Below are 19,737 nucleotides of genomic sequence, written 5' to 3' on the forward strand. Positions count from 1 at the left end.
AGCGTGAATTAGTGGCGCCACCTAGACCAACTGCTGAGGACACCATGAGCCCAACCAACTGGAAATTCGACACCCTGGCCGTGCACGCCGGCTACTCGCCCGACCCCACCACCAAGGCGGTGGCGGTGCCCATCTACCAGACGGTGGCCTACTCGTTCGACAGCGCGCAGCATGGCGCCGACCTGTTCGACCTGAAGGTGGCGGGCAACATCTACACCCGCATCATGAACCCCACCCAGGCCGTGCTGGAAGCCCGCGTGGCCGCCCTGGAAGGCGGCATCGGCGCCCTGGCACTGGCATCAGGCCAGGCCGCCATCACCTATGCCATCCAGACGATTGCCGAGGCGGGCGACAACATCGTGTCGGCCACCGCCCTGTACGGCGGCACCTTCAACCTGTTTGCCCACACCCTGCCCCAGTACGGCATCGAGACCCGATTTGCCGACCACCGCGATCCCGCCAGCTTCGAGCCCCTGATCGACGAGCGCACCAAGGCCATCTATGTCGAATCGCTGGGCAACCCGGCGGGCAACATCACCGACATCACCCGCATTGCCGAGATCGCCCACCGACATGGCGTGCCGCTGATCGTGGACAACACCGTGCCCAGCCCCTACCTGTGCCGTCCGTTTGAGCACGGAGCCGACATCGTCGTGCACTCGCTGACCAAGTACATGGGCGGACACGGCACCAGCCTGGGCGGCGCCATTGTGGATTCGGGCAAGTTTCCGTGGGCCCAGCACAAGGCGCGCTTCAAGCGCCTGAACGAGCCGGATGTGAGCTACCACGGTGTGGTCTACACCGAGGCCCTGGGCGAGGCCGCCTACATCGGGCGTGCCCGTGTGGTGCCGCTGCGCAACATGGGTGCGGCCATCTCGCCCTTCAACGCCTTCCAGATCATCCAGGGCATCGAAACCCTGGGCCTGCGCATGGACCGCATCTGCGAAAACACCCAGAAGGTGGCCGAGCACCTGAAGGCGCATCCACGCGTGTCATGGGTGAACTACGCCGGCCTGCCCGACCACGCCGATCACGCCCTGGCCCAGAAGTACATGGGCGGCCGGGCCTCTGGCCTGCTGACCTTCGGCGTGCCGGGTGGCCGCGAAGGCGGTGCCCGCTTCCTGGATGCGTTGCAGCTGTTCACCCGCCTGGTGAACATTGGCGATGTGCGCTCGCTGGCCACCCACCCGGCCTCGACCACCCACCGTCAGCTGTCGGCCGACGAGCTGGCCAAGGCTGGCGTGACGGAAGACACGGTGCGCCTGTGCGTGGGCATCGAGCACATCGACGACATCCTGGCCGACCTGGATCAGGCACTGGCTCAGGTGTGAATCAAGCGGACCGGCGGGCCTGCCAGCGCTGCAGCAACCCGCCTGCCAGCATGGCCGGCACAAACCACCAAACTTCGTGGTTGCCGGTCAGCAGCGTGGCCAAGGCGGGCCCGGGGCAATAGCCCGCCAAGCCCCATCCCACGCCGAACAGCACGGCGCCCAAAACCAAGGGCGGGTCGATCGGCATGACAGCGGGCACATGAAACCGGTCGGCCAACCATGGCGCCGCGCGCCGCCAGGCCATGCGGTAGCCCAAGAAGGTGACCACCACGGCCCCACCCATCACCAAAGCCAGGCTGGGATCCCAGGCGCCCGATACGTCAAGAAAGTTTTGCACCTTCAGGGGGTCGGTCATCCCGGACACCGCCAGCCCCAGACCAAAACACACGCCCGCCAACCAGCTGATCAACATCGGCACGGAAGCACCTCAGGCCAGGAAATGGCGAACCACGTAAACCGTGATGCCTGCCACCACCATGAACACCGCGACGGCCACCAGAGAGCGCGATGACAGACGGCTCAAACCGCACACCCCGTGCCCGCTGGTACACCCACGCCCCATGGCCGTGCCATAGCCCACCAGCAAGCCTGCCAGCACCAGCCATCCAGGATGCATCTGGCGCTGTGGCGTCACCGGGGCATCAGCCATGACATGCCAGGCGGTGGCTCCCAAGACCATGCCCAGCACAAAGGTCAGCCGCCACCCATGGACACGGCCAAGGCGCAGGCCATCCAGCAAGGCATAAGTGATGTTGCTGATGCCGGCGATGCGCCCCACGGATGCCATGAGGATCACGGCAGCCAGACCAATCAAGCCTCCACCCAGCGCGGCGCTGAGCGGCGTGAAGTTGATCACCTCCATGGCTCAGGCGGTGCCGGACACCTTGTAGGCCACGCCGCCGGCCACGATGAGCGCCACCATGGCCCAACCGATGCGGTCAACGTACTTGTGCAGGAAGGCTTCCATGCGCTGGCCGCCCCAGGCCATCAAGGCCGCCACCAGGAAGAAGCGCAAACCACGCCCCACGAACGAGGCCAGCGTGAAGGGCAGCAGCGCCATCGACAAACCGCCTGCCGCCACCGTGAACACCTTGTACGGGATGGGCGAGAAACCGGCGATGAAGATGGCCCACACGCCCCACTGGTCAAACCATTGCTCGGCGCGTTGAAAGGCTCCCCAGTAACGGCTGTCCTGCAACCACGGCGTGATGGCGTCGATGGCGAAATATCCGATCGCATAGCCCAACAAACCGCCCGCCACCGATGCCAGGGTGGTGATCAGTGCAAACCACCAGGCCTTGCGCGGCGTGGCCAGGCACATCGGTGCCAGCATGACATCGGGCGGCACCGGGAAAAACGACGACTCGGCAAAGCTCATGGCCCCCAGGTACCAACTGGCGCGGGGGTGGCGTGACCAGCGCATGGCGCGGTCGTACAGGGACGAGAACAGTTTCAAGGGCACCTCGACGAAACAGTGAGCGTGCAGACGCACAGCATGGCGGCGAAGCATAGACCAGACCAGGGTAGCGTTCGCGCCAAGATGGACGCGGCCCCTGATTCAGAGGGGGGCACAAACTGGCAAAAAAAAACGACAAGCGCTTCAGCTTGTCGTTTGGTGTTCGGTGGGGTGGCTGATGGGACTCGAACCCACGACAACCAGAATCACAATCTGGGACTCTACCAACTGAGCTACAGCCACCACCGGAAAGACATAGAGTATAGCAGTTTTTCAGCGAGAGGCCGCCTGGGCTGCGGCCTGTTGCGAATCCGCCGTGCCGGCCTCGACCACCTTGGCACCCTCGTTCAGGAAGCGCACCTTCTGCTCGCGCTTGAGCGCGCGGAAGTAGGCGTCGGCCTCGGCTTTGGCCCAGTAGTTGCCGAATTGGCTGCGCGTTTCCTTCAGCTCCTGGGCCGAGATCTCCAGCGGCAGCACCTTGTTGACCTTCAGCAGTGCCACGCCGTCGGCACCCAGCTCCACCACCGTCCAGGCAGGCAGTTGCGCTTGCGGAATGCGAAGTGCCTCATCGAGCACGGCGGGGGGCTGCGAGAAGATGGTGCGGCGCGACATCGACACAGGCGCGGGCAGCCCGGCGGCCTCAGGATTGGTCTTGCCCGCTTCCATGCGCTTGAGCGCGTCCGCCTTGGCACGCTTGAGGGCCTCGGCAGCGACCCAACGCTCGGTCAGCTCGGCCTTGACGGCCTCCAGCGGTTGGCGGGCGGCGGGCCGGTATTGCACCACGCGCGCAGACACCAGTTGGTTGGGGCCGGTTTCCACGGCCTCTGTGTTGCGGGCTTTGCTGCGGTTGGCGGGGTCAAACAAGGCTTCCAGCAAGCGGCGATTGGCCAGGATGCCGGTTTCGCCAGGCTGAGGCTGACGCAACACGCCCTTGGCGGTTTGCACTTTCAGCTTCAGCTCGTCGGCCACGGGCTGCAAGGAGTCTGCCTGCTCGAACACCGTGTTGGTGAACCGCTCGGCCGCATCCACGTATTGCCGTTGGGCCAGTTGGCGGCGGGCCTCTTCTTCCAGTTGGGTTCGCACGGCCTCGAACGGCTGCACTTGTCCACCACGGATGCCGGTGACCTGAATGATGTGAAATCCGAAGTCGGTTTCCACCACATCGCTGATCTGGCCCTGCTTGAGCTGATAGACGGCGGCATCAAAGGGTGGCGTCATGTCGCCGCGCCCAAAGTACTCCAGGTCTCCGCCATTGGCCGCAGAGCCAGGGTCTTCGGAGTGCTTGCGCGCGAGCTCGGCAAATGCAGCGGGGTTCTTGCGCAACTCGGCCAGCAGTTCTTCAGCCTTCTTTCGTGCGGCGGCTTTTTGCTCTGCCGTGGCCGATGCCGCGGCGCCGATCAGGATGTGACTGGCTCGGCGCTCTTCAGGCGTGGTGAAGCGCGCCTTGTTTTGTTCATAGCTGGCCCGAAGATCGTCCTCGGACACGGTCACGTCTTTCTTGAGCGAATCCAGGTCCAGCACCACGTATTCGATGTCGGCTTGCTCGGGTGCCATCAACCACGATGCATTGGCCGGATCGTTGTAGAAGGCCTGCAATTGCTCGGCAGAAGGTGCCAGGCCGGCCTTGTAGGCGGCCGGGTCCAGGCGCAGCCATTGCACTTCACGCACCTGAAAGAGTGCCTCAACCGCAAGCCGGTTGGAGGTGGCTGGCGCAAAACCAGTGCGAGACACACCGCCCAGCACCTGACCCAGCACCAATTCCTGGCGGAGCAGGGCCTCCAGCTGTGCCGAGCTCATGCCCTGGGCCTCAAGCAGCGCCTTGTTGGGGGTGCCATCTGGATTGCGAACCGCCGCGAACTGCGGATCGCTCTGGAAAATGCGCACCACACGCGATGGCGGCACGACCAGTCGCTGGTCTTGGGCCACCCGGGCCAGAACCACCTGGCGCACCAGCCCCTCCAGCGATTCCCGACGCGCCGCCGGCGTGTCCAGCAAGGCCACGTCGATGTCGGGTTGCTGGGCGCGGGTCCGGTCCACGAGCTGGCGGTGGGCGTTGTCCCACTCCATCTTGGTGATTTTCTGGCGCCCCACCGAGGCCACCGATCCATCCTGATCCATGAAGCTGGAGTAGCCCTGGATGCCGAAGAACACGAAGGATGGCAGGATCAGCAAGACCAGAAGGCCCTGCAGGATGCGGGTGTTATTGCGAACGAAATCGAACATGGTGCGGGACCACCCCAGCGAATTCAGCCAAAGCTGCTGCGGGGGCTGATGGTCAGACAGTCAAAACAAAGGCGAACCGCGGTTCGCCTGACTGCGATCCATTTTACCCAGGTTTGTTCAGCCGGCAGGGCCAATGCGAGGCCCGTGCCTCAGCACAAACCCGAGCCCAAGAAAAAAGCACCCGAAGGTGCCGTGCAGGGATGAGTCGGTGGTGGGTGCTGAGGGGTTCGAACCCCCGACCTACGCCTTGTAAGGGCGCCGCTCTACCAACTGAGCTAAGCACCCGACTCAACGAGGCCGGATTGTAAACTCACTTGAAGCCGTGTCAGTTCAGGGCGTCTTTGAGCGCCTTGCCAGGCCGGAACTTGGGCACCTTGGCCTTGCGGATTTTGACCGGCTCGCCGGTTCGAGGGTTGCGGCCCTCACGTGCAGCGCGGGTGCTGACCACGAACGTGCCAAAACCCACCAGCGACACGGGCTCACCCCGCTGGAGTGCGCCGCACATGCCACCCAGCGCTGCCTCCAGTGCCCTGGCTGCAGACAGGCGAGAAATGTCGGCCTCGCGTGCGATGTGATCAATCAGTTCTGCCTTGTTCACCGCGCCCTCCATGCGTCAACAGACCATCATGGCGCCATTTGCAAGATCAGGGCATCGCGGACATCCTGACTTGACAGGCGGCGCCCAAGGCACCACCGCCCCTCAACGCGCCTTGGCGCGGATGTCGGGCAGTGCTTTTTGCAGGTAGTAAACCATCGACCAGACCGTCAGACCTGCGGCCGCGTACATCAACCAGGTGCCCCAGGTGCGAGTCGAGCCCAGCAAGGGCAGCGATGCGTCATACAACAACAGCACGATGGCCACCATCTGCGCCGCCGTCTTGAGTTTGCCCAGCATGTGAACGGCCACGCTGCGGGAGGCCCCGATCTGCGCCATCCATTCGCGCAGTGCAGAAATCGCGATTTCTCGGCCAATGATGATCAGCGCGACCAAGGCGTTGACGCGATCGAGCTGCAGCAAAATCAGCAAAGACGCACAAACCAGGAATTTGTCGGCCACCGGATCCAGGAAGGCGCCGAACGACGACGTCTGGTTGAGCCTGCGGGCCAGCCAGCCGTCCGCCCAGTCGGTGAGTGCCACGATCACGAACAGGCCGGCGGCCAGCGTGTTGACCTCGCGCGGAGGCCAGGGCAGGTAATACAAACCCACGATCAGCGGAATCGCAACGATCCGCGCCCAGGTCAGCAAGGTGGGCAGTGTCCAGAACATGTGGCATTGTGCCGCGAGCCCGGTCGCCTCAACGGCGATCCAGGGTCATCGGTTTGAACTTCCGGTGGTCGTTGAACAAAAACGTCTCATTGAAACGCCAGGGTTTGGGCAGGCGCGACACATTGCCAAAAGGCGCGGCGTTGCGGATGGCCTGGACGGCCAGTTGCACCGTGTCACGGGCCTGTTTGGGATAACGCATCACCTCGATTCGGCGCACGCTGCCATCGGCATTGAGCTCGATGCTCATGACGGGAATGGCCAGCAGCACATCCGGGGTGCGGTCGCCGTAGGCCAGGTGCGGATTGGCCGCCACCAGGCGCTCAGCCGCCTGACGGCGTGCATGGGTCCAGTCTCTGGGCGTGGCCGGTGCCGACAGCTTGACCGGGCCCGCCTCCACAGCAGCCGGCGCAGGCGCGTCGGGCAGGCGTTTGGATGATGCCGGGGGTGCGGGTGCTGGCTCGGGTGGCTGCCCCTGCCATGGCAAACCTGCGCAGCCCGACAAGCCGACCAGGCCAGCCGCCGCCATCACCCCCACCAGGCGGCGCCTTGGCCACCTTGCCAGAACGTCATCGCAAGGCACGGTAAATCTCCTCGGCCAGTTCGGTGGATATGCCGTCGACGCTGGCCAGGTCGTCCACGCTGGCAGCAGCCACTCCTCGGACCCCACCAAACCGTTGCAGCAGTTTCGCACGCCGTTTGGGCCCCACCCCGGGAATATCTTCCAGCTTGCTGCCCCCGGTGCGCACGCTGGCACGTTTGGCACGCATGCCGGTGATGGCAAATCGGTGCGCCTCGTCTCTGATCTGGGCCACCAGCATCAGCGCTGCGGAGGTGGGCGCCAGTTGCAGCTTGGGGCGACCATCGGCAAACACCAACTCCTCCAGGCCCACCTTGCGCCCCTCCCCCTTCTCCACGCCCACGATCACTTCGATGGGCAGCCCCAGGCGCTCGAACACCTCGCGGGCCATGGCCACCTGCCCCTTGCCGCCGTCGACCAGCACGATGTCGGGCAAGCGGGCCGCTTTCAGGCCCGACTCGCCGTAACGGCGCTCCAGCACCTGCTTCATGGCGGCGTAATCGTCACCGCCAGTGACGTTGGTGATGTTGTATCGGCGGTACTGGCCGGCCTGCATCTTGTGCTGCTCGTACACCACACAGGAGGCCTGGGTGGCTTCGCCAGCGGTATGGCTGATGTCAAAACATTCGATGCGCAAGCGGGCCATGGGGTCTTCGCCCTCGGGGGCCTCGGGCGCCAGATCGAGCGCCTCGACCAGCGCCCTGGTACGGGCCTGTTGAGAGCCCTCCTCGCTCAGCAGCCGCGCCAGCGCAAGCTCGGCGCCCTTGACCGCCATGTCCAGCCAGCTGCGCCGCTGCTCGCGGGGCTGGAGCACCACATGCACCTTGCGGCCGGCCTGCACTTCCAGCGCTTCAATCAGGCCCTGCGCCACAGGGTGAGACAAGATCAGCACATTCGGCACGGCGCCATCCAGGTAATGCTGCGCCAGAAAGGCTTCCAGCACCACGACGTCCACGGGCTGCGCGTCGGTGTCGGGCTCGACCACATGGTCCTGCACGTGCACCGGGAAATAAGCACGATCGCCCAAATGCCGCCCGCCACGCACCATGGCCAGGTTCACGCAGGCCCGGCCACCGAGCACCTTCACCGCCAGCACATCCACGTCCTTGTCCATCACCGTGTCCACGGTCTGCTGGTGCAGCACCCGTGACAAGGCCGAGATCTGGTTGCGCACCTCAGCGGCTTTCTCGTAAGCCAGCGCTTCGGCGTGGGCCATCATCTGTGCCTGCAGGTCGGCCAGCACCGCATCGGTGTCGCCCAGCAGAAACCGCTCGGCCCGGGCCACATCCCGACGGTAGTCATCTTCGCCGATCAGGCCCACACAGGGGCCGCTGCAGCGCTTGATCTGGTACAGCAGGCAAGGCCGCGTGCGGTGGTTGTAGACAGAGTCTTCGCAGGTGCGCAGCAAAAACACCTTCTGCAGCAGCTGGATGGTCTCCTTCACGGCCCAGGCGTTGGGGTACGGCCCGAAGTAGCGATGCTTGCGGTCCACCGCGCCACGGTAATACGCCATGCGCGGAAACTGGTGGGCCGCCAGCTTGAGATAGGGATAGCTCTTGTCGTCCCGAAACAGGATGTTGAACCGGGGGTTCAACGTTTTGATCAGGTTGTTTTCAAGCAGCAAGGCCTCGGCTTCGCTGCGCACCACGGTGGTTTCCATGCGCGCGATGCGCGACACCATGTGCCCGATGCGGGTGCCGCCATGGTTCTTGTGAAAGTAGCTCGACACGCGCTTTTTCAGGTCGCGCGCCTTGCCCACATACAGAACGTCGCCCTGTGCATCAAAGTAGCGGTAAACCCCTGGCAAACCAGGCAATGAGGCCACCTCTTTGAGCAGGCGCTGCCACAAGGCGTCCCGATCGTCTTCAGGCGCGTCAGTCGGTGTATCAACGTGCGTCGTCATGGCGCGCATTGTGCGCATAATCCGCCGATGCTGTGGGACATCTTCTGCCGGGTCATCGACAACCACGGCGACATCGGCGTGTGCTGGCGCTTGAGCCGCGATCTGGTGAAGCGTGGCCACCAGGTTCGCCTGTGGGTGGACGATGCCTCTGCCCTGACCTGGATGGCCCCGGAAGGCCTCAGCGCCTGGCCGGCCGTGACACTGCGGGCCTGGCAGGAGGCCGAAGACGCTGCCCGCATCCAGAACCTCGCGGCAGGCGACATCGTGATCGAAGCTTTTGGGTGTGAACTGCCTGCCCCTTTCGTTGCCCGCATGGTGCGGCCCAGCCCACCGGTGTGGATCAACCTGGAATACCTCAGCGCCGAGGCGTATGTGGAGCGCTGCCATGGTCTGCGCTCCCCGGTATGCAGTGGGCCCGGCGCGGGGCTGAACAAGTGGTTTTTCTACCCTGGCTTCACTCAAGCAACGGGCGGGCTGATGCGAGAACCCGACCTGCTGGACCGACAGCAGGCCTTCACGCCCGAGGCGCAGCGCCAATGGTTGGCCTCACTGGGGGTGTACCCCCGGCCGGACGATGCGCTGGTCTCGGTGTTTTGTTATGCCGACGCGCCATTGGGCGCCCTGCTGGACCGGTGGAGAACCACCCCCTTGCGTGCGGGCGCCACCACGCATGTGCTGCTGACCCCGGGCCACGCCAGCGCCCTGGGGCAACGGTGGCACGAAGCCAACCCTGGCACCGCGACACCCCACCTGGCCTTGCACCACCTGCCGGCGCTGCCTCAGCCCGAATTTGATCACTTGCTGTGGAGCTGCGACCTCAACCTCGTGCGTGGAGAAGACTCCGCCGTGCGGGCGCTGTGGGCTGGACGGCCCCACGCCTGGCACATCTACCCCCAGGACGATGGCGTGCATGCAGACAAGCTGGAGGCCTTCATGCAGCACTGGATGCACGACTGGCCCCCAGACCTGCGTGAGCAGGTGTCGATCTGGTGGCGGGCGTGGAACGGCCTGAGCGCGCAGGCCGACATGGACAGACAAGGGCACCGCACCAGCTTGCCAGACCTGCCGGACCTGTCTCGCTGGCGCCAGCATGGCCGGCTCAGCCGCGAAAAAGCCCTGCGTCAACGTGACCTCTGCAGCCAGTTGACCGATTTCGCCCTGCAATTTGTCATCCAGCCAGAGTAGAATATTGGGTTTTGCGCTTCGCGTGACAGCGCTCGGCGTATCCCAAGATCCGACCGAGGATCCTACGTAAGATCCGATTCAAGACCCGACCGGGAATCCACCATGAAACTCGCACAAGAAATCCGCGCTGGCAACGTGATCATGCAGGGCAAGGACCCGATGGTCGTGCTCAAGACCGAATACAGCCGTGGCGGCCGTGGCGCAGCCACCGTCCGCATGAAGATGAAGAACCTGCTGAACGGTGCTGGCGCCGAAGTGGTTTTCAAGGCTGACGACAAGATGGACCAGATCATCCTCGACAAGAAGGAGTGCACCTACTCCTACTTTGCCGACCCGATGTATGCGTTCATGGACGCCGAATACAACCAGTTCGAGGTCGAAGCCGAGAACATGGGCGACGCCGTCAACTACCTGCAAGACGGCATGGAAGTGGAAGTGGTGTTCTACGACGGCAAGGCCATCTCCGTTGAACTGCCCACCACCATCGTGCGCGAAATCGAAACCGAGCCCGCCGTCAAGGGCGACACTTCCGGCAAGGTCATGAAGCCTGCCCGCATCGTCGGCACCGGTTTCGAGATCTCGGTGCCCCTGTTCGTGGACTCCGGTGACAAGATCGAAATCGACACCCGCACCAACGAATACAAGAAGCGCGTCTGAGAACGCCAGGGGCGGTGCCCCGGCATGACGCTCACGTGCACATCAGCGCCCTTCGGGGCGCTTTTTCATGGCCAAACGCACTCAAGTCGCCGCCGTCCTGACCGATAAACCGATGTCAACGGCGACAAGGTGCAACGATGCGCGTGCTTCTGGTGGAAGATCAGGCGGCCCTCAGGGGAGCCGTCACGCAGGTGCTTGAGCACCATGGCCACCAGGTATTTCAGGCCGAACACGCCACGCAGGCACTGGACATATTCCATGCCGAGCACCCTGACCTGCTGTTGCTGGACGTGGTGCTGCCGGATCAGGATGGCTACTGGCTGGCCAGGCAGATCCGCGAAGCCGAAGGCGCCCAATGGACGCCCATCATCTTCCTGTCCAGCATGGACCATGATGTTGACCTTTGGCAGGGCATCGAAGCCGGTGGCGACGACTACCTGATCAAGCCCGTGTCCGAGATGGTGCTGCGCTCCAAACTGCTGGCCATGCAGCGCCTGCTGGACATGCGCCGGCAACTGATCAGCGTGGCCGAAGAGCTCCGACGGGCCAACGAGCACCTTCGCCATCAAAGTGCGCACGATGACCTGACCGGGCTGGCCAACCGGCGCAGCTTCAATGCCGAACTGCACGCCCAGATCGCCGCAGCCCGTCGCAGCGGAGAACCACTGACCCTCATCCTGTGTGACGTGGATCACTTCAAGCGCTACAACGACAGCCAGGGGCACCTCGAAGGCGATCGCTGCCTGCAGCACATCGCCAGCTTGTTGAAATCGGTCTGTCGCCGGCCCTGCGACCAGGCTGCCCGCTATGGCGGCGAAGAGTTCGGCCTGATCTTGCCCAACACACCCAAGTCGGGCGCCATGACATTTGCCCGGGCCCTGCAGCAGATGCTCAACCAGCAGGCCCTGCCCCACCCGGACTCGCCACTGGGCTCACTGGTCACGATCTCAGGAGGCATCACCACCTGTGTGCCTGACGCCGAGACCACCGCTCAATCACTGCTGATGCGTGCAGACGAAGCCCTGTACCGGGCCAAGTCCAATGGACGCAACAGGTTCTTCAGCCTGGAAATGCAACTGGACTCGCTGCAATCGGCCCCCGGCATGGCCACGATTTGAGGCCAGGGCCGCAAGGCCGATGCGCCGCTCAGATGATGCGCGCGGCAAAGCGTTCAATGGCCTGGGTCGGACCGGCCACCACCAGCAAATCGCCCGCCTGAATGACGGTGTCAGGCTGGGCATAGATGAAGTCCTGGTGACGTCGTTTGATGCCGACCACGGTGATGCCGTACTTCTGGCGGATGTTGGATTCCGACAAGGGCTTGCCATGACTTTCACGCATGGAGCGCGTCTTGGCGATGGCAAAGCTGTCTTCGAACTCGATGAAGTCGATCATCTTGCCGGTGACCAGGTGCGCCACACGCTCGCCCATGTCGGACTCGGGGTACACGACGTGGTGCGCCCCCACCTTTTCGAGGATGCGCCCATACTGCGGCGTGGTGGCCTTGGCCCAGATGTCTCTGACCCCCACCTGGCTGAGGTTGAGCACCGTCAGCACGCTGGACTCCAGGTCGGTACCGATGCTGACCACCGCATGCGCAAAGTCCTGCACGCCCAACTGCTTGAGCGTTTCAATGTCGGTGGTATCGGCCTGAACCACATGGGGCAACTTGCCCGACATGGACTGCACGCCCTCGGCATCGTCGTCAATGGCCAGCACATCGTGCCCCAGTTCGTGCAAGGCGAGCGCCACCGAAGAGCCAAACCGCCCCAGGCCGATGACGACCACGCTGTCGCCTGATGGTTTTCTGTTACCCAACAATTGGCTTTTCCTCCGGATAGCGATAGGGTCGACGTGTGTGGTTCATGGCCAGCGCGACCGCCAGCGTGACCACGCCCACCCGACCGATGAACATGAGCACCACCAGCAGGAACTGGCCGCCAGCGGGCAAGTTGGCCGTGATGCCAGTAGAAGAGCCCACGTTGGCAAACGCCGAAATCACCTCATACAGCACCAAGTGATACGGCAGGTCGGACAAAGGCAAAAGCAACATGACGCCCAACGCCACCGAGGCCGAACTCAGCACGAGCAAGGTCAAGGCCTGACGCTGAGCCGACTCGGCAATGCGTCGGCGCCGAAACTCCACATCCTGATTGCCTCGGATCTCATTCCAGACCACCAGCAGCAGCACAAAAAAAGTGGTGACCTTGACGCCACCGGCCGTGGAAGCGCTGCCTCCACCAATGAACATCAGCGCGTAGTGCAAGGTCATCGAGAACTGGCTGAGTTGCCCCAGATCGATCACGTTGAAGCCCGATGACCGAGCAGCCACCGACGTGAACAGCGCCGCCATGCCTGCGTCACCACCACTCAACACCCCCAGTGTTTCGGGCCGGTGGCGTTCAGCCATGAAAAAAACGATGGCCCCGAGCACGTACAAAAATGTGGTGCCCCACAGGGTGAGCACCACGTGCAGCGACAAGGTGGCACGGCGGCGACGCCGCATCAGCTCGTGCAGCACCGGAAACCCCAAACCGCCAATGAACGAGGCCAGCATCACCGGCGACAGTATCCAGGGATCACCGACAAAACCGGTCAAACCGTCCGACCACAATGCAAAACCTGCACTGTTGAAGGCAGACACCGAGTGAAACACGCCGTACCAGAGGGCCTGGGCAAACGACATCTCGTGCCCCCACCAGAAGCGCAGTGCCAGGCAGATCGCCATGAGCAACTCCACCAGCAACGTCATGCCCAGCACAATCTTGGCAATGCCCTTGACGTCACCCACCGCCAACGCATGGGTTTCGGTCTGCAGCAACAGCTTGGACTTCATCCGCATCTGACGGTTGACGAGGAAACCCAGGAGGGTCGCGGCCGTCATCATCCCGAAGCCCCCAAGCTGAAACAAGATCATCAGGATGACGTGCCCCGTTGGCGACCAATGGGTGGCCGTGTCCACCACCACCAGGCCGGTGACACACACCGCCGATGTGGAGGTGAACAACGCCATCAGAAACGTGGTTTCAGGAGCGCCTGGTGAACGCGCGGCAGGCAACATGAGCAGGGCCGTGCCCAGCGCGATGACCAGCACAAAGATCAGCACCAGCACCGCGGTGGGCTGGGTGAGCTGCCCACGCTGAATCATGCGGCCTGCGCCCCATCCTGTGGCCGCTGATGGGCCAGGCGCATCACCTCACTGGGCTGGCGGTGCTTGAGCGTGTGGTCTGACCACACCTGGCGCCAACGACGGGCCCCCTTGAGCCCATGGTAGAGGCCCAGGATGTGGCGAATGACCTGCGGCCAACGCACCTCGCCGTGCTCCCACCCATGGGTGCGGGCCATTTGATGCTCCACGTAAGCCACCATGGCGGCCTCCACGGCCTCGCGCGTGAGGGGCTCGCTGCGCCCCGGCTGGCCGAACAACAACTCGTCCCATTCGCTGAGCATCCAGGGCGTGTGGTACGCCGCGCGGCCCACCATCACGCCGTCCAGGGCCACGTCGTCCAGCACGGCCCCGGGCTGCAATTGTGCCAGGCAGGCGGCGTTGTCGGCCAGCCCACCATTGATCACGATGGTCAGGTGTGGAAAGTCGCGCTTGAGCTGGTGCACGAAACCGTAGCGCAGTGGCGGGATCTCGCGGTTTTCTTTCGGGCTCAAGCCCTTGAGCCAGGCATTGCGTGCGTGCACGATGAAGACCTCACAGCCCGCGTTGGCCACCGTTCCCACAAAGTCACGCACAAAGTCGTAGCTCTCGATCTTGTCGATGCCGATGCGGTGCTTGACCGTGATGGGCACCTTGGGATCACCGCCCACCGCGTCGATCATGGCCTTGACGCAATCCGCCACCAGCGAGGCCTCGCTCATCAGACAGGCGCCGAAAGCGCCCCGCTGCACGCGCTCGCTGGGACAGCCGCAGTTCAAGTTGACCTCGTCATAGCCCCACTGCTGTGCCAGTCGCGCACAGTGGGCCAGATCGGCCGGCTCGCTGCCCCCCAATTGCAGCGCCACCGGGTGCTCTTCGGCGTTGTAGTCCAAAAACCGATGCATCTGGCCATGCACCAGCGCACCGGTGGTCAGCATCTCGGTGTACAGCCGGGCATGGCGGCTCAACAGACGGTGAAAGTACCTGCAATGAGGGTCCGTCCAGTCGAGCATGGGCGCGACGCAGGCACGCCAGGGGCTCAAACCAGTGGAAGCCTCGAAGGGCTGGGGGGACGTGGGCAGATCAGACATCAGGACCGAAGTGTACGCATCCTGAGCTCACTCATCCTGCGCACTCGGTCAGATCGCGCAGCGGGTGGGCGTGCAAAGGCCACACCGGCTCAAAGAAAGCCTCCACCATCGCTGGCGTGACCTCGGCGACCTGCGCTGGTTGCCAGCGGGGCCGGTGGTCCTTGTCCACCGCCAAGGCACGCACGCCCTCCACCGTCTCGCTGTCGGCGCCCTTGCGCAGCTGAAAACAGTGCCGCACCATCGTGCGCTCCATGCGAAAGACCTCGGCCAAGGGCATGCTGCGGGCCCGGCGAACCTGTTCCAGCGTCACGGCCATCATCAGTGGCGAGTGGCCATCCATCTGTCGCAGCGTGGCGCGGGCCCACTCGCTGTCGTCGTCCTGCAGACTGGCTTGGATCTCGGCCAGTGTGGGCAGGCTGAAGTGCCGGTTGATCTGGTCCAGATGCTGGGTGATGGTGGCCTGCGGCAGTTGCGACAAGGCCTGGGCCTGAACATGCGTGCCCACACGCGCCATCAGCTCGTCACTGTCCGCCGCCGGGTGGGCTTGCAGCCCGTCGAGCAAGGCGGGCAAGCTGTCGCTGCGCGCATGGTCATCGGCCAAGCCCAGGGTGAGCGCATCGGTGAGGTGCAGGTGGGGCCCGACCAAACCCAGGTACTCGCCCACCGCTCCGCTGCACCTCGACAGGAAGTAGCCTCCTGCCACATCCGGAAACAGGCCAATGCGGGTCTCTGGCATGGCCATGCGCACCGACTCAGTCACCACGCGCAACTGACAGCCCTGCACCAGGCCCATGCCGCCGCCCATGCACACGCCTTCGATCCACGCCACCGTGGGTTTGGGATACACATGGATCAGGTGATCCAGTGCGTACTCTTCTGTGAAGAAGTCGTCGAGCGCCAGGTCGCCTGCGAGGGCGGCATCGTGCATGAAACGGATGTCGCCGCCAGCACAGAAGTGAGTCGTCGGGTGCTGACCTTCCTTGGGGGGCCGCGCGCTGCCGTGCAGCAGCACCGCATACACCGCCGCATCATGGGCCCAGCCACGCAAGACCGTGGTCAACTCGCGCACCATCTCAAGCGTCAACGCATTGAGGGCCTGGGGCCTGTTCAGGGTGATCACCCCCAGGCCGCCGATCACATCCGTCCGGATCAGACTGTTCAGACTCATTGTTGGCTACACCATGATGTCGCCTGCGACGCCATGCAGGCGACATCAGGATAGCGCACAGCGATCTGCTGCCTCACATGCGTGCAATGATCCTCTCGATGTTGCGCTCGGCAAAAGCCGTCACCGACAGGGCTGGATTGGCCACCAGCGAATCTGGGAACAGCGCCGCGTCCATCACGTACAGACCAGGATAGTTCCGGACCTGCCCCACATCGTCGGTGGCCAGCCCGATGGGGCACCCCCCCAGCGGATGGTAGGTGGCGTTGTCGCCCACGATCTTGCCACCAAACCAGCTGCGGCTGTAGGTGGACCAGTTGGCCCGGTTGACCTTGTCGTACACGGCCCGCGCACTTCTGATCGGCTCTTCCTTGGCGCTGGCAGACCACTGCAGCACCGACTGCTGGCTCTGCGCATCGTAAGCAAAGCGCCCCAGCTCAGGCGTTTGGGTCATCGTGATGTGGGCCGTGCTGAAGAGGTCGATGCCCAGGGGGATGGCGATGTTCATCGCGTACACCTGCTGATCACGGTGATCGTAGGCATCGATGCCGGTGACGGGCAACACCGAGGCCTTGCTGCCTGTCGGCGTGTAGACGTTGCGCACCATGAAGATTTCGCCGTTCGAGCTCCAGCGCGTACCGATGTGCTCATTGAGCTTGGGCAGCGTACCGGTTTCTCGCGCCTTCACCAACAACTGGGTGCTGCCCATGCTGCCACCGGCCAGGAACAGGCGATCACAACTGATCACCTTGTTGGCCAGCACATTGCCCAGCACGTCGATTTGCTTGGTGGTGACCACGTAGCGTCCATCGGGCGCCTGCGTCACCGAGGTCACCTCGGTCAGGGGCTGGATGCGCACCAGACCCGTGCCCAGGGCCTCGGCCAGGTAGGTCTTGTCCAGGCTCTTCTTGCCATGGTTGTTGCCAAAGCCACCTTCGGCGCCCAAGGCCGATTTGGGCACCAGGCCCGCCTCTTCCTGCTCCATGTAGGCCATGTCGTAACCGGAATCCAGCGTGCGCCACTGGAAGCCCGCACGGGCCGCCTGCGTGCAGGCCACACGCGCATAGCGGTGGTAAGCGCTGTTCTGAAAATAACTGGGGCGAATCTTGTTGGCGCCCAAGGTGGCCCGTGCGCGCGGGTAGTACACGTTGTATAACTCGTTGATGTCGATGCCGGCCGGCAGGATGCGTTGCAGGGTTTCGCGGTACGGCGTGATCAACATGGCCAGGTTCACCAGCGACCCACCGCCCACGCCACGTCCCAGGTACACGTCCATGTTGGGGGACGACACCACATCCAGGATGCCCGCCGCCACCGGCACCTTCAGCAGGCTGCTGACAGGGATCACCCCGCCGATCGTGGAAAACACGGCCGAGATGCGGTCCTTGAACCACATCGCACGCTCATCGGGCGAAAACGGTTTGCAAAAGACGTTGCCGTCTTTGCCTGGGGTGTTCCACAAGCGGCCCATCTCCAACATGGTCACTGGCTGACCCGCCCGCGCCAGCCGCAGTGCCGTCACCGCACCACCGTAGCCCGTGCCCACCACCAGGTTCGACACGTGTTCATCGCATTGGGCGGCATAAGCAGCGTCCGTCATCAAGCCCGCCAAGGCCGCAGCACCGGGCATCACGCCCGTCGACAGCACCCGTCCGGGAAGGGCCACACTGCTCAAACCCAGTTGCCCACCCACCGCCAGCACGCGGCGGCCCCAGGCGCGACGACTCATCTTGTTCATGGGATTGTTCTCCTGCATCCAGTCATGTCATTGATGAGCACAGCATAAGAAAAAGGCCCGCCAACGGCATTTGCCGTGCGGGCCATGTGTTCGCCCCATCAACCACAACCCGGGAAACTCCGGGGCGGTGTCAAGGGCCAGGCATCAAGGGTTACTCATGCCTTGGCTTCGCGCTCAGCGCGCTTGCGCTCGTGTTCCTTCAGGTGGCGTTTGCGCAGGCGGATGCTCTTGGGCGTGATCTCGACCAATTCATCGTCGTCGATGAAGTCCACACCGTACTCCAGCGTCAGGTCGATCGGCGGCGTGATCTTGATGGCGTCTTCCTTGCCGGACACGCGGAAGTTGGTCAGCTGCTTGGTGCGGGTGGCGTTCACCACCAGGTCATTTTCGCGGCTGTGGATGCCCACGATCATGCCCTCGTACACCGGGTCGTTGGCCTTGACGAACATGCGGCCACGGTCGTCCAGCTTGCCCAGGGCATAGGTGAAGATCTCACCGTCGTCCATCGAGATCAGCACGCCGTTCTTGCGGCCGCCGATGTCGCCCTTGTGCGGCTCGTAGCCGTCAAAGATCGACGAAATCAGGCCCGAGCCACGCGTCAGGTTCAGAAACTCGTTGCTGAAGCCGATCAGACCACGCGCGGGAATGCGGTACTCCAGGCGCACGCGGCCCTGGCCGTCCGGCTCCATGTTGACCATTTCACCCTTGCGCAGGCCCAGGGCCTGCATCACGCCGCCTTGGTGAATTTCTTCCACGTCGGCCGTCACCAGCTCCATGGGCTCGCACTTCACGCCATCGACGTCCTTGAACATCACGCGGGGCTTGGAGACGGCCAGCTCATAGCCTTCACGGCGCATGTTCTCCAGCAGGATGGTGAGGTGCAGTTCGCCACGACCGCACACTTCGAAGATGCCGTCTTCAGCGGTCTCGGACACGCGCAGGGCCACGTTGTGTTGCAGCTCTTTTTGCAGGCGGTCCCAGATCTGGCGGCTGGTCACGAACTTGCCTTCACGGCCGGCCAGCGGCGAGGTGTTCACGCAGAAGTTCATCGTCAGCGTGGGTTCGTCCACCTTCAGCATGGGCAGCGGCGACGGGTTGGCCGGATCGGTGATGGTCACGCCAATGCCAAGCTCTTCAATGCCGTTGACCAGGACGATCTCGCCTGGGCCGGCTTCGGTCACTTGCACACGGTCCAGGCCCTGGAACGTCAGCACCTGGTTGATGCGGCCCTTGATGGTCTTGCCATCCGGGCCTTCCATCACGACCACGTCCATGTTGGGCTTGATCTTGCCGGCGTTCACGCGGCCCACGCCGATGCGGCCCACGAACGAGTTGTAGTCCAGCGCCGAAATCTGCAGTTGCAGCGGGGCATCAGGGTTGCCCGCGTGCGGCTGCACGTGCTTGAGCACGGTCTCGAACAGGGCCGACATGTCGGGGCCCCATTGGGCGCCCGGCTCGCCCTCTTCCAGCGACGACCAGCCGTTGATGCCCGAGGCGTACACCACAGGGAAATCCAGTTGCTCGTCGGTGGCACCCAGCTTGTCAAACAGGTCGAAGGCGGCATTGATCACGGCGTCGGGCTTGGCACCCGGCTTGTCCACCTTGTTGACCACGACGATGGGCTTGAGGCCCAGGGCCAGCGCCTTCTTGGTCACGAAGCGCGTTTGCGGCATCGGGCCTTCTTGGGCATCGATCAGCAGCACCACGCCATCGACCATGGACAACGCGCGCTCGACTTCACCACCGAAGTCCGCGTGGCCCGGGGTGTCGACGATGTTGATGTGCGTGCCATTCCAGCTCACGGCGCAGTTCTTGGCCAGGATGGTGATGCCGCGCTCACGTTCGATGGCGTTGTTGTCCATCACGGTGTCGACGACTTTTTCGTGCTCGGCGAACGTGCCGCTTTGGCGCAGCAGTTGGTCCACCATGGTGGTCTTGCCATGGTCCACGTGGGCGATGATGGCGATGTTGCGGATCTGGGTGCTCATGAAAAGCTCTC

18 protein-coding genes and 2 tRNA genes are annotated in these 19,737 nt (G+C 63.7%); 4 read left to right on the forward strand and 16 right to left on the reverse strand.

Annotated features, from left to right (window positions below; translation table 11 throughout):
- The first annotated feature begins 44 nt into the window (after positions 1-44).
- Positions 45-1,331: an O-acetylhomoserine aminocarboxypropyltransferase/cysteine synthase family protein gene (locus WNB94_RS15080; RefSeq protein ID WP_341391204.1), complete on the forward strand. Its 1,287-nt coding sequence runs from the start codon at positions 45-47 to the stop codon at positions 1,329-1,331.
- A gap of 1 nt (position 1,332) precedes the next feature.
- Here WNB94_RS15080 and WNB94_RS15085 read toward each other — a convergent pair whose 3' ends face one another.
- The 10 genes from WNB94_RS15085 to uvrC all read right to left on the reverse strand — a co-directional run bounded on the left by WNB94_RS15085 (position 1,333) and on the right by uvrC (position 8,757).
- The gene (locus WNB94_RS15085; RefSeq protein WP_341391320.1) at positions 1,333-1,743 is read right to left on the reverse strand and encodes a DUF6691 family protein; all 411 of its coding nucleotides are present in this window, start codon (positions 1,741-1,743) and stop codon (positions 1,333-1,335) included.
- 15 nt (positions 1,744-1,758) lie between these two features.
- Positions 1,759-2,193: a YeeE/YedE family protein gene (locus WNB94_RS15090; RefSeq protein WP_341391205.1), complete on the reverse strand. Its 435-nt coding sequence runs from the start codon at positions 2,191-2,193 to the stop codon at positions 1,759-1,761.
- 3 nt (positions 2,194-2,196) lie between these two features.
- A complete protein-coding gene (locus WNB94_RS15095) occupies positions 2,197-2,787 on the reverse strand; it encodes a YqaA family protein (protein WP_341391206.1) in 591 nt (196 codons plus the stop codon).
- A 167-nt stretch (positions 2,788-2,954) separates the two neighbouring features.
- A tRNA-His gene (locus tag WNB94_RS15100) sits at positions 2,955-3,030 on the reverse strand.
- Positions 3,031-3,060: 30 nt separating this feature from the next.
- Positions 3,061-5,010 carry a peptidylprolyl isomerase gene (locus tag WNB94_RS15105; RefSeq protein ID WP_341391207.1) on the reverse strand — a complete coding sequence of 650 codons (1,950 nt, stop codon included), beginning with the start codon at positions 5,008-5,010 and terminating at the stop codon, positions 3,061-3,063.
- Between the two features lie 209 nt (positions 5,011-5,219).
- A tRNA-Val gene (locus tag WNB94_RS15110) sits at positions 5,220-5,295 on the reverse strand.
- A gap of 40 nt (positions 5,296-5,335) precedes the next feature.
- Entirely contained in the window at positions 5,336-5,608 is a 273-nt protein-coding gene (locus WNB94_RS15115) for an HU family DNA-binding protein (RefSeq protein ID WP_341391208.1), read from the reverse strand.
- Positions 5,609-5,710: 102 nt separating this feature from the next.
- Positions 5,711-6,277, reverse strand: coding sequence for a CDP-diacylglycerol--glycerol-3-phosphate 3-phosphatidyltransferase (pgsA, locus tag WNB94_RS15120; RefSeq protein WP_341391209.1), 567 nt, complete (start codon positions 6,275-6,277; stop codon positions 5,711-5,713).
- Between the two features lie 28 nt (positions 6,278-6,305).
- Positions 6,306-6,803, reverse strand: a complete 498-nt coding sequence (locus tag WNB94_RS15125) for a hypothetical protein (protein ID WP_341391210.1) — start codon at positions 6,801-6,803, stop codon at positions 6,306-6,308.
- 40 nt (positions 6,804-6,843) lie between these two features.
- A complete protein-coding gene (uvrC, locus tag WNB94_RS15130) occupies positions 6,844-8,757 on the reverse strand; it encodes an excinuclease ABC subunit UvrC (RefSeq protein ID WP_341391211.1) in 1,914 nt (637 codons plus the stop codon).
- Positions 8,758-8,784: 27 nt separating this feature from the next.
- Between uvrC and earP the strand changes: the two genes are divergently transcribed.
- From earP to WNB94_RS15145, 3 genes are all read left to right on the forward strand, one after another.
- Entirely contained in the window at positions 8,785-9,942 is a 1,158-nt protein-coding gene (gene earP / locus WNB94_RS15135) for an elongation factor P maturation arginine rhamnosyltransferase EarP (protein WP_341391212.1), read from the forward strand.
- A 102-nt stretch (positions 9,943-10,044) separates the two neighbouring features.
- Positions 10,045-10,599 (forward strand): elongation factor P, encoded by a 555-nt coding sequence (gene efp / locus WNB94_RS15140; RefSeq protein ID WP_341391213.1) that lies wholly within the window; start codon positions 10,045-10,047, stop codon positions 10,597-10,599.
- Positions 10,600-10,736: 137 nt separating this feature from the next.
- Positions 10,737-11,717 carry a GGDEF domain-containing response regulator gene (locus WNB94_RS15145; protein WP_341391214.1) on the forward strand — a complete coding sequence of 327 codons (981 nt, stop codon included), beginning with the start codon at positions 10,737-10,739 and terminating at the stop codon, positions 11,715-11,717.
- A 28-nt stretch (positions 11,718-11,745) separates the two neighbouring features.
- Here the strand turns inward: WNB94_RS15145 and WNB94_RS15150 are convergent, their stop codons facing one another.
- The 6 genes from WNB94_RS15150 to typA form a co-directional block, all read right to left on the reverse strand.
- Entirely contained in the window at positions 11,746-12,387 is a 642-nt protein-coding gene (locus tag WNB94_RS15150; RefSeq protein WP_341391215.1) for a potassium channel family protein, read from the reverse strand.
- A 22-nt stretch (positions 12,388-12,409) separates the two neighbouring features.
- A complete protein-coding gene (locus WNB94_RS15155) occupies positions 12,410-13,747 on the reverse strand; it encodes a TrkH family potassium uptake protein (protein WP_341391216.1) in 1,338 nt (445 codons plus the stop codon).
- Entirely contained in the window at positions 13,744-14,835 is a 1,092-nt protein-coding gene (gene dusA, locus WNB94_RS15160) for a tRNA dihydrouridine(20/20a) synthase DusA (protein WP_341391217.1), read from the reverse strand. The genes WNB94_RS15155 and dusA overlap by 4 nt, the downstream gene beginning before the upstream one ends.
- A gap of 31 nt (positions 14,836-14,866) precedes the next feature.
- A complete protein-coding gene (locus WNB94_RS15165; protein WP_341391218.1) occupies positions 14,867-16,003 on the reverse strand; it encodes an enoyl-CoA hydratase/isomerase family protein in 1,137 nt (378 codons plus the stop codon).
- A 73-nt stretch (positions 16,004-16,076) separates the two neighbouring features.
- Entirely contained in the window at positions 16,077-17,738 is a 1,662-nt protein-coding gene (locus tag WNB94_RS15170) for a GMC oxidoreductase (RefSeq protein ID WP_341391219.1), read from the reverse strand.
- 155 nt (positions 17,739-17,893) lie between these two features.
- Positions 17,894-19,726: a translational GTPase TypA gene (typA, locus tag WNB94_RS15175; RefSeq protein ID WP_341391220.1), complete on the reverse strand. Its 1,833-nt coding sequence runs from the start codon at positions 19,724-19,726 to the stop codon at positions 17,894-17,896.
- Positions 19,727-19,737: the final 11 nt, after the last annotated feature.

It is taken from the genome of Aquabacterium sp. A3 (assembly GCF_038069945.1).
In the GTDB taxonomy this organism is placed as follows: Bacteria; Pseudomonadota; Gammaproteobacteria; order Burkholderiales; family Burkholderiaceae_C; genus Aquabacterium.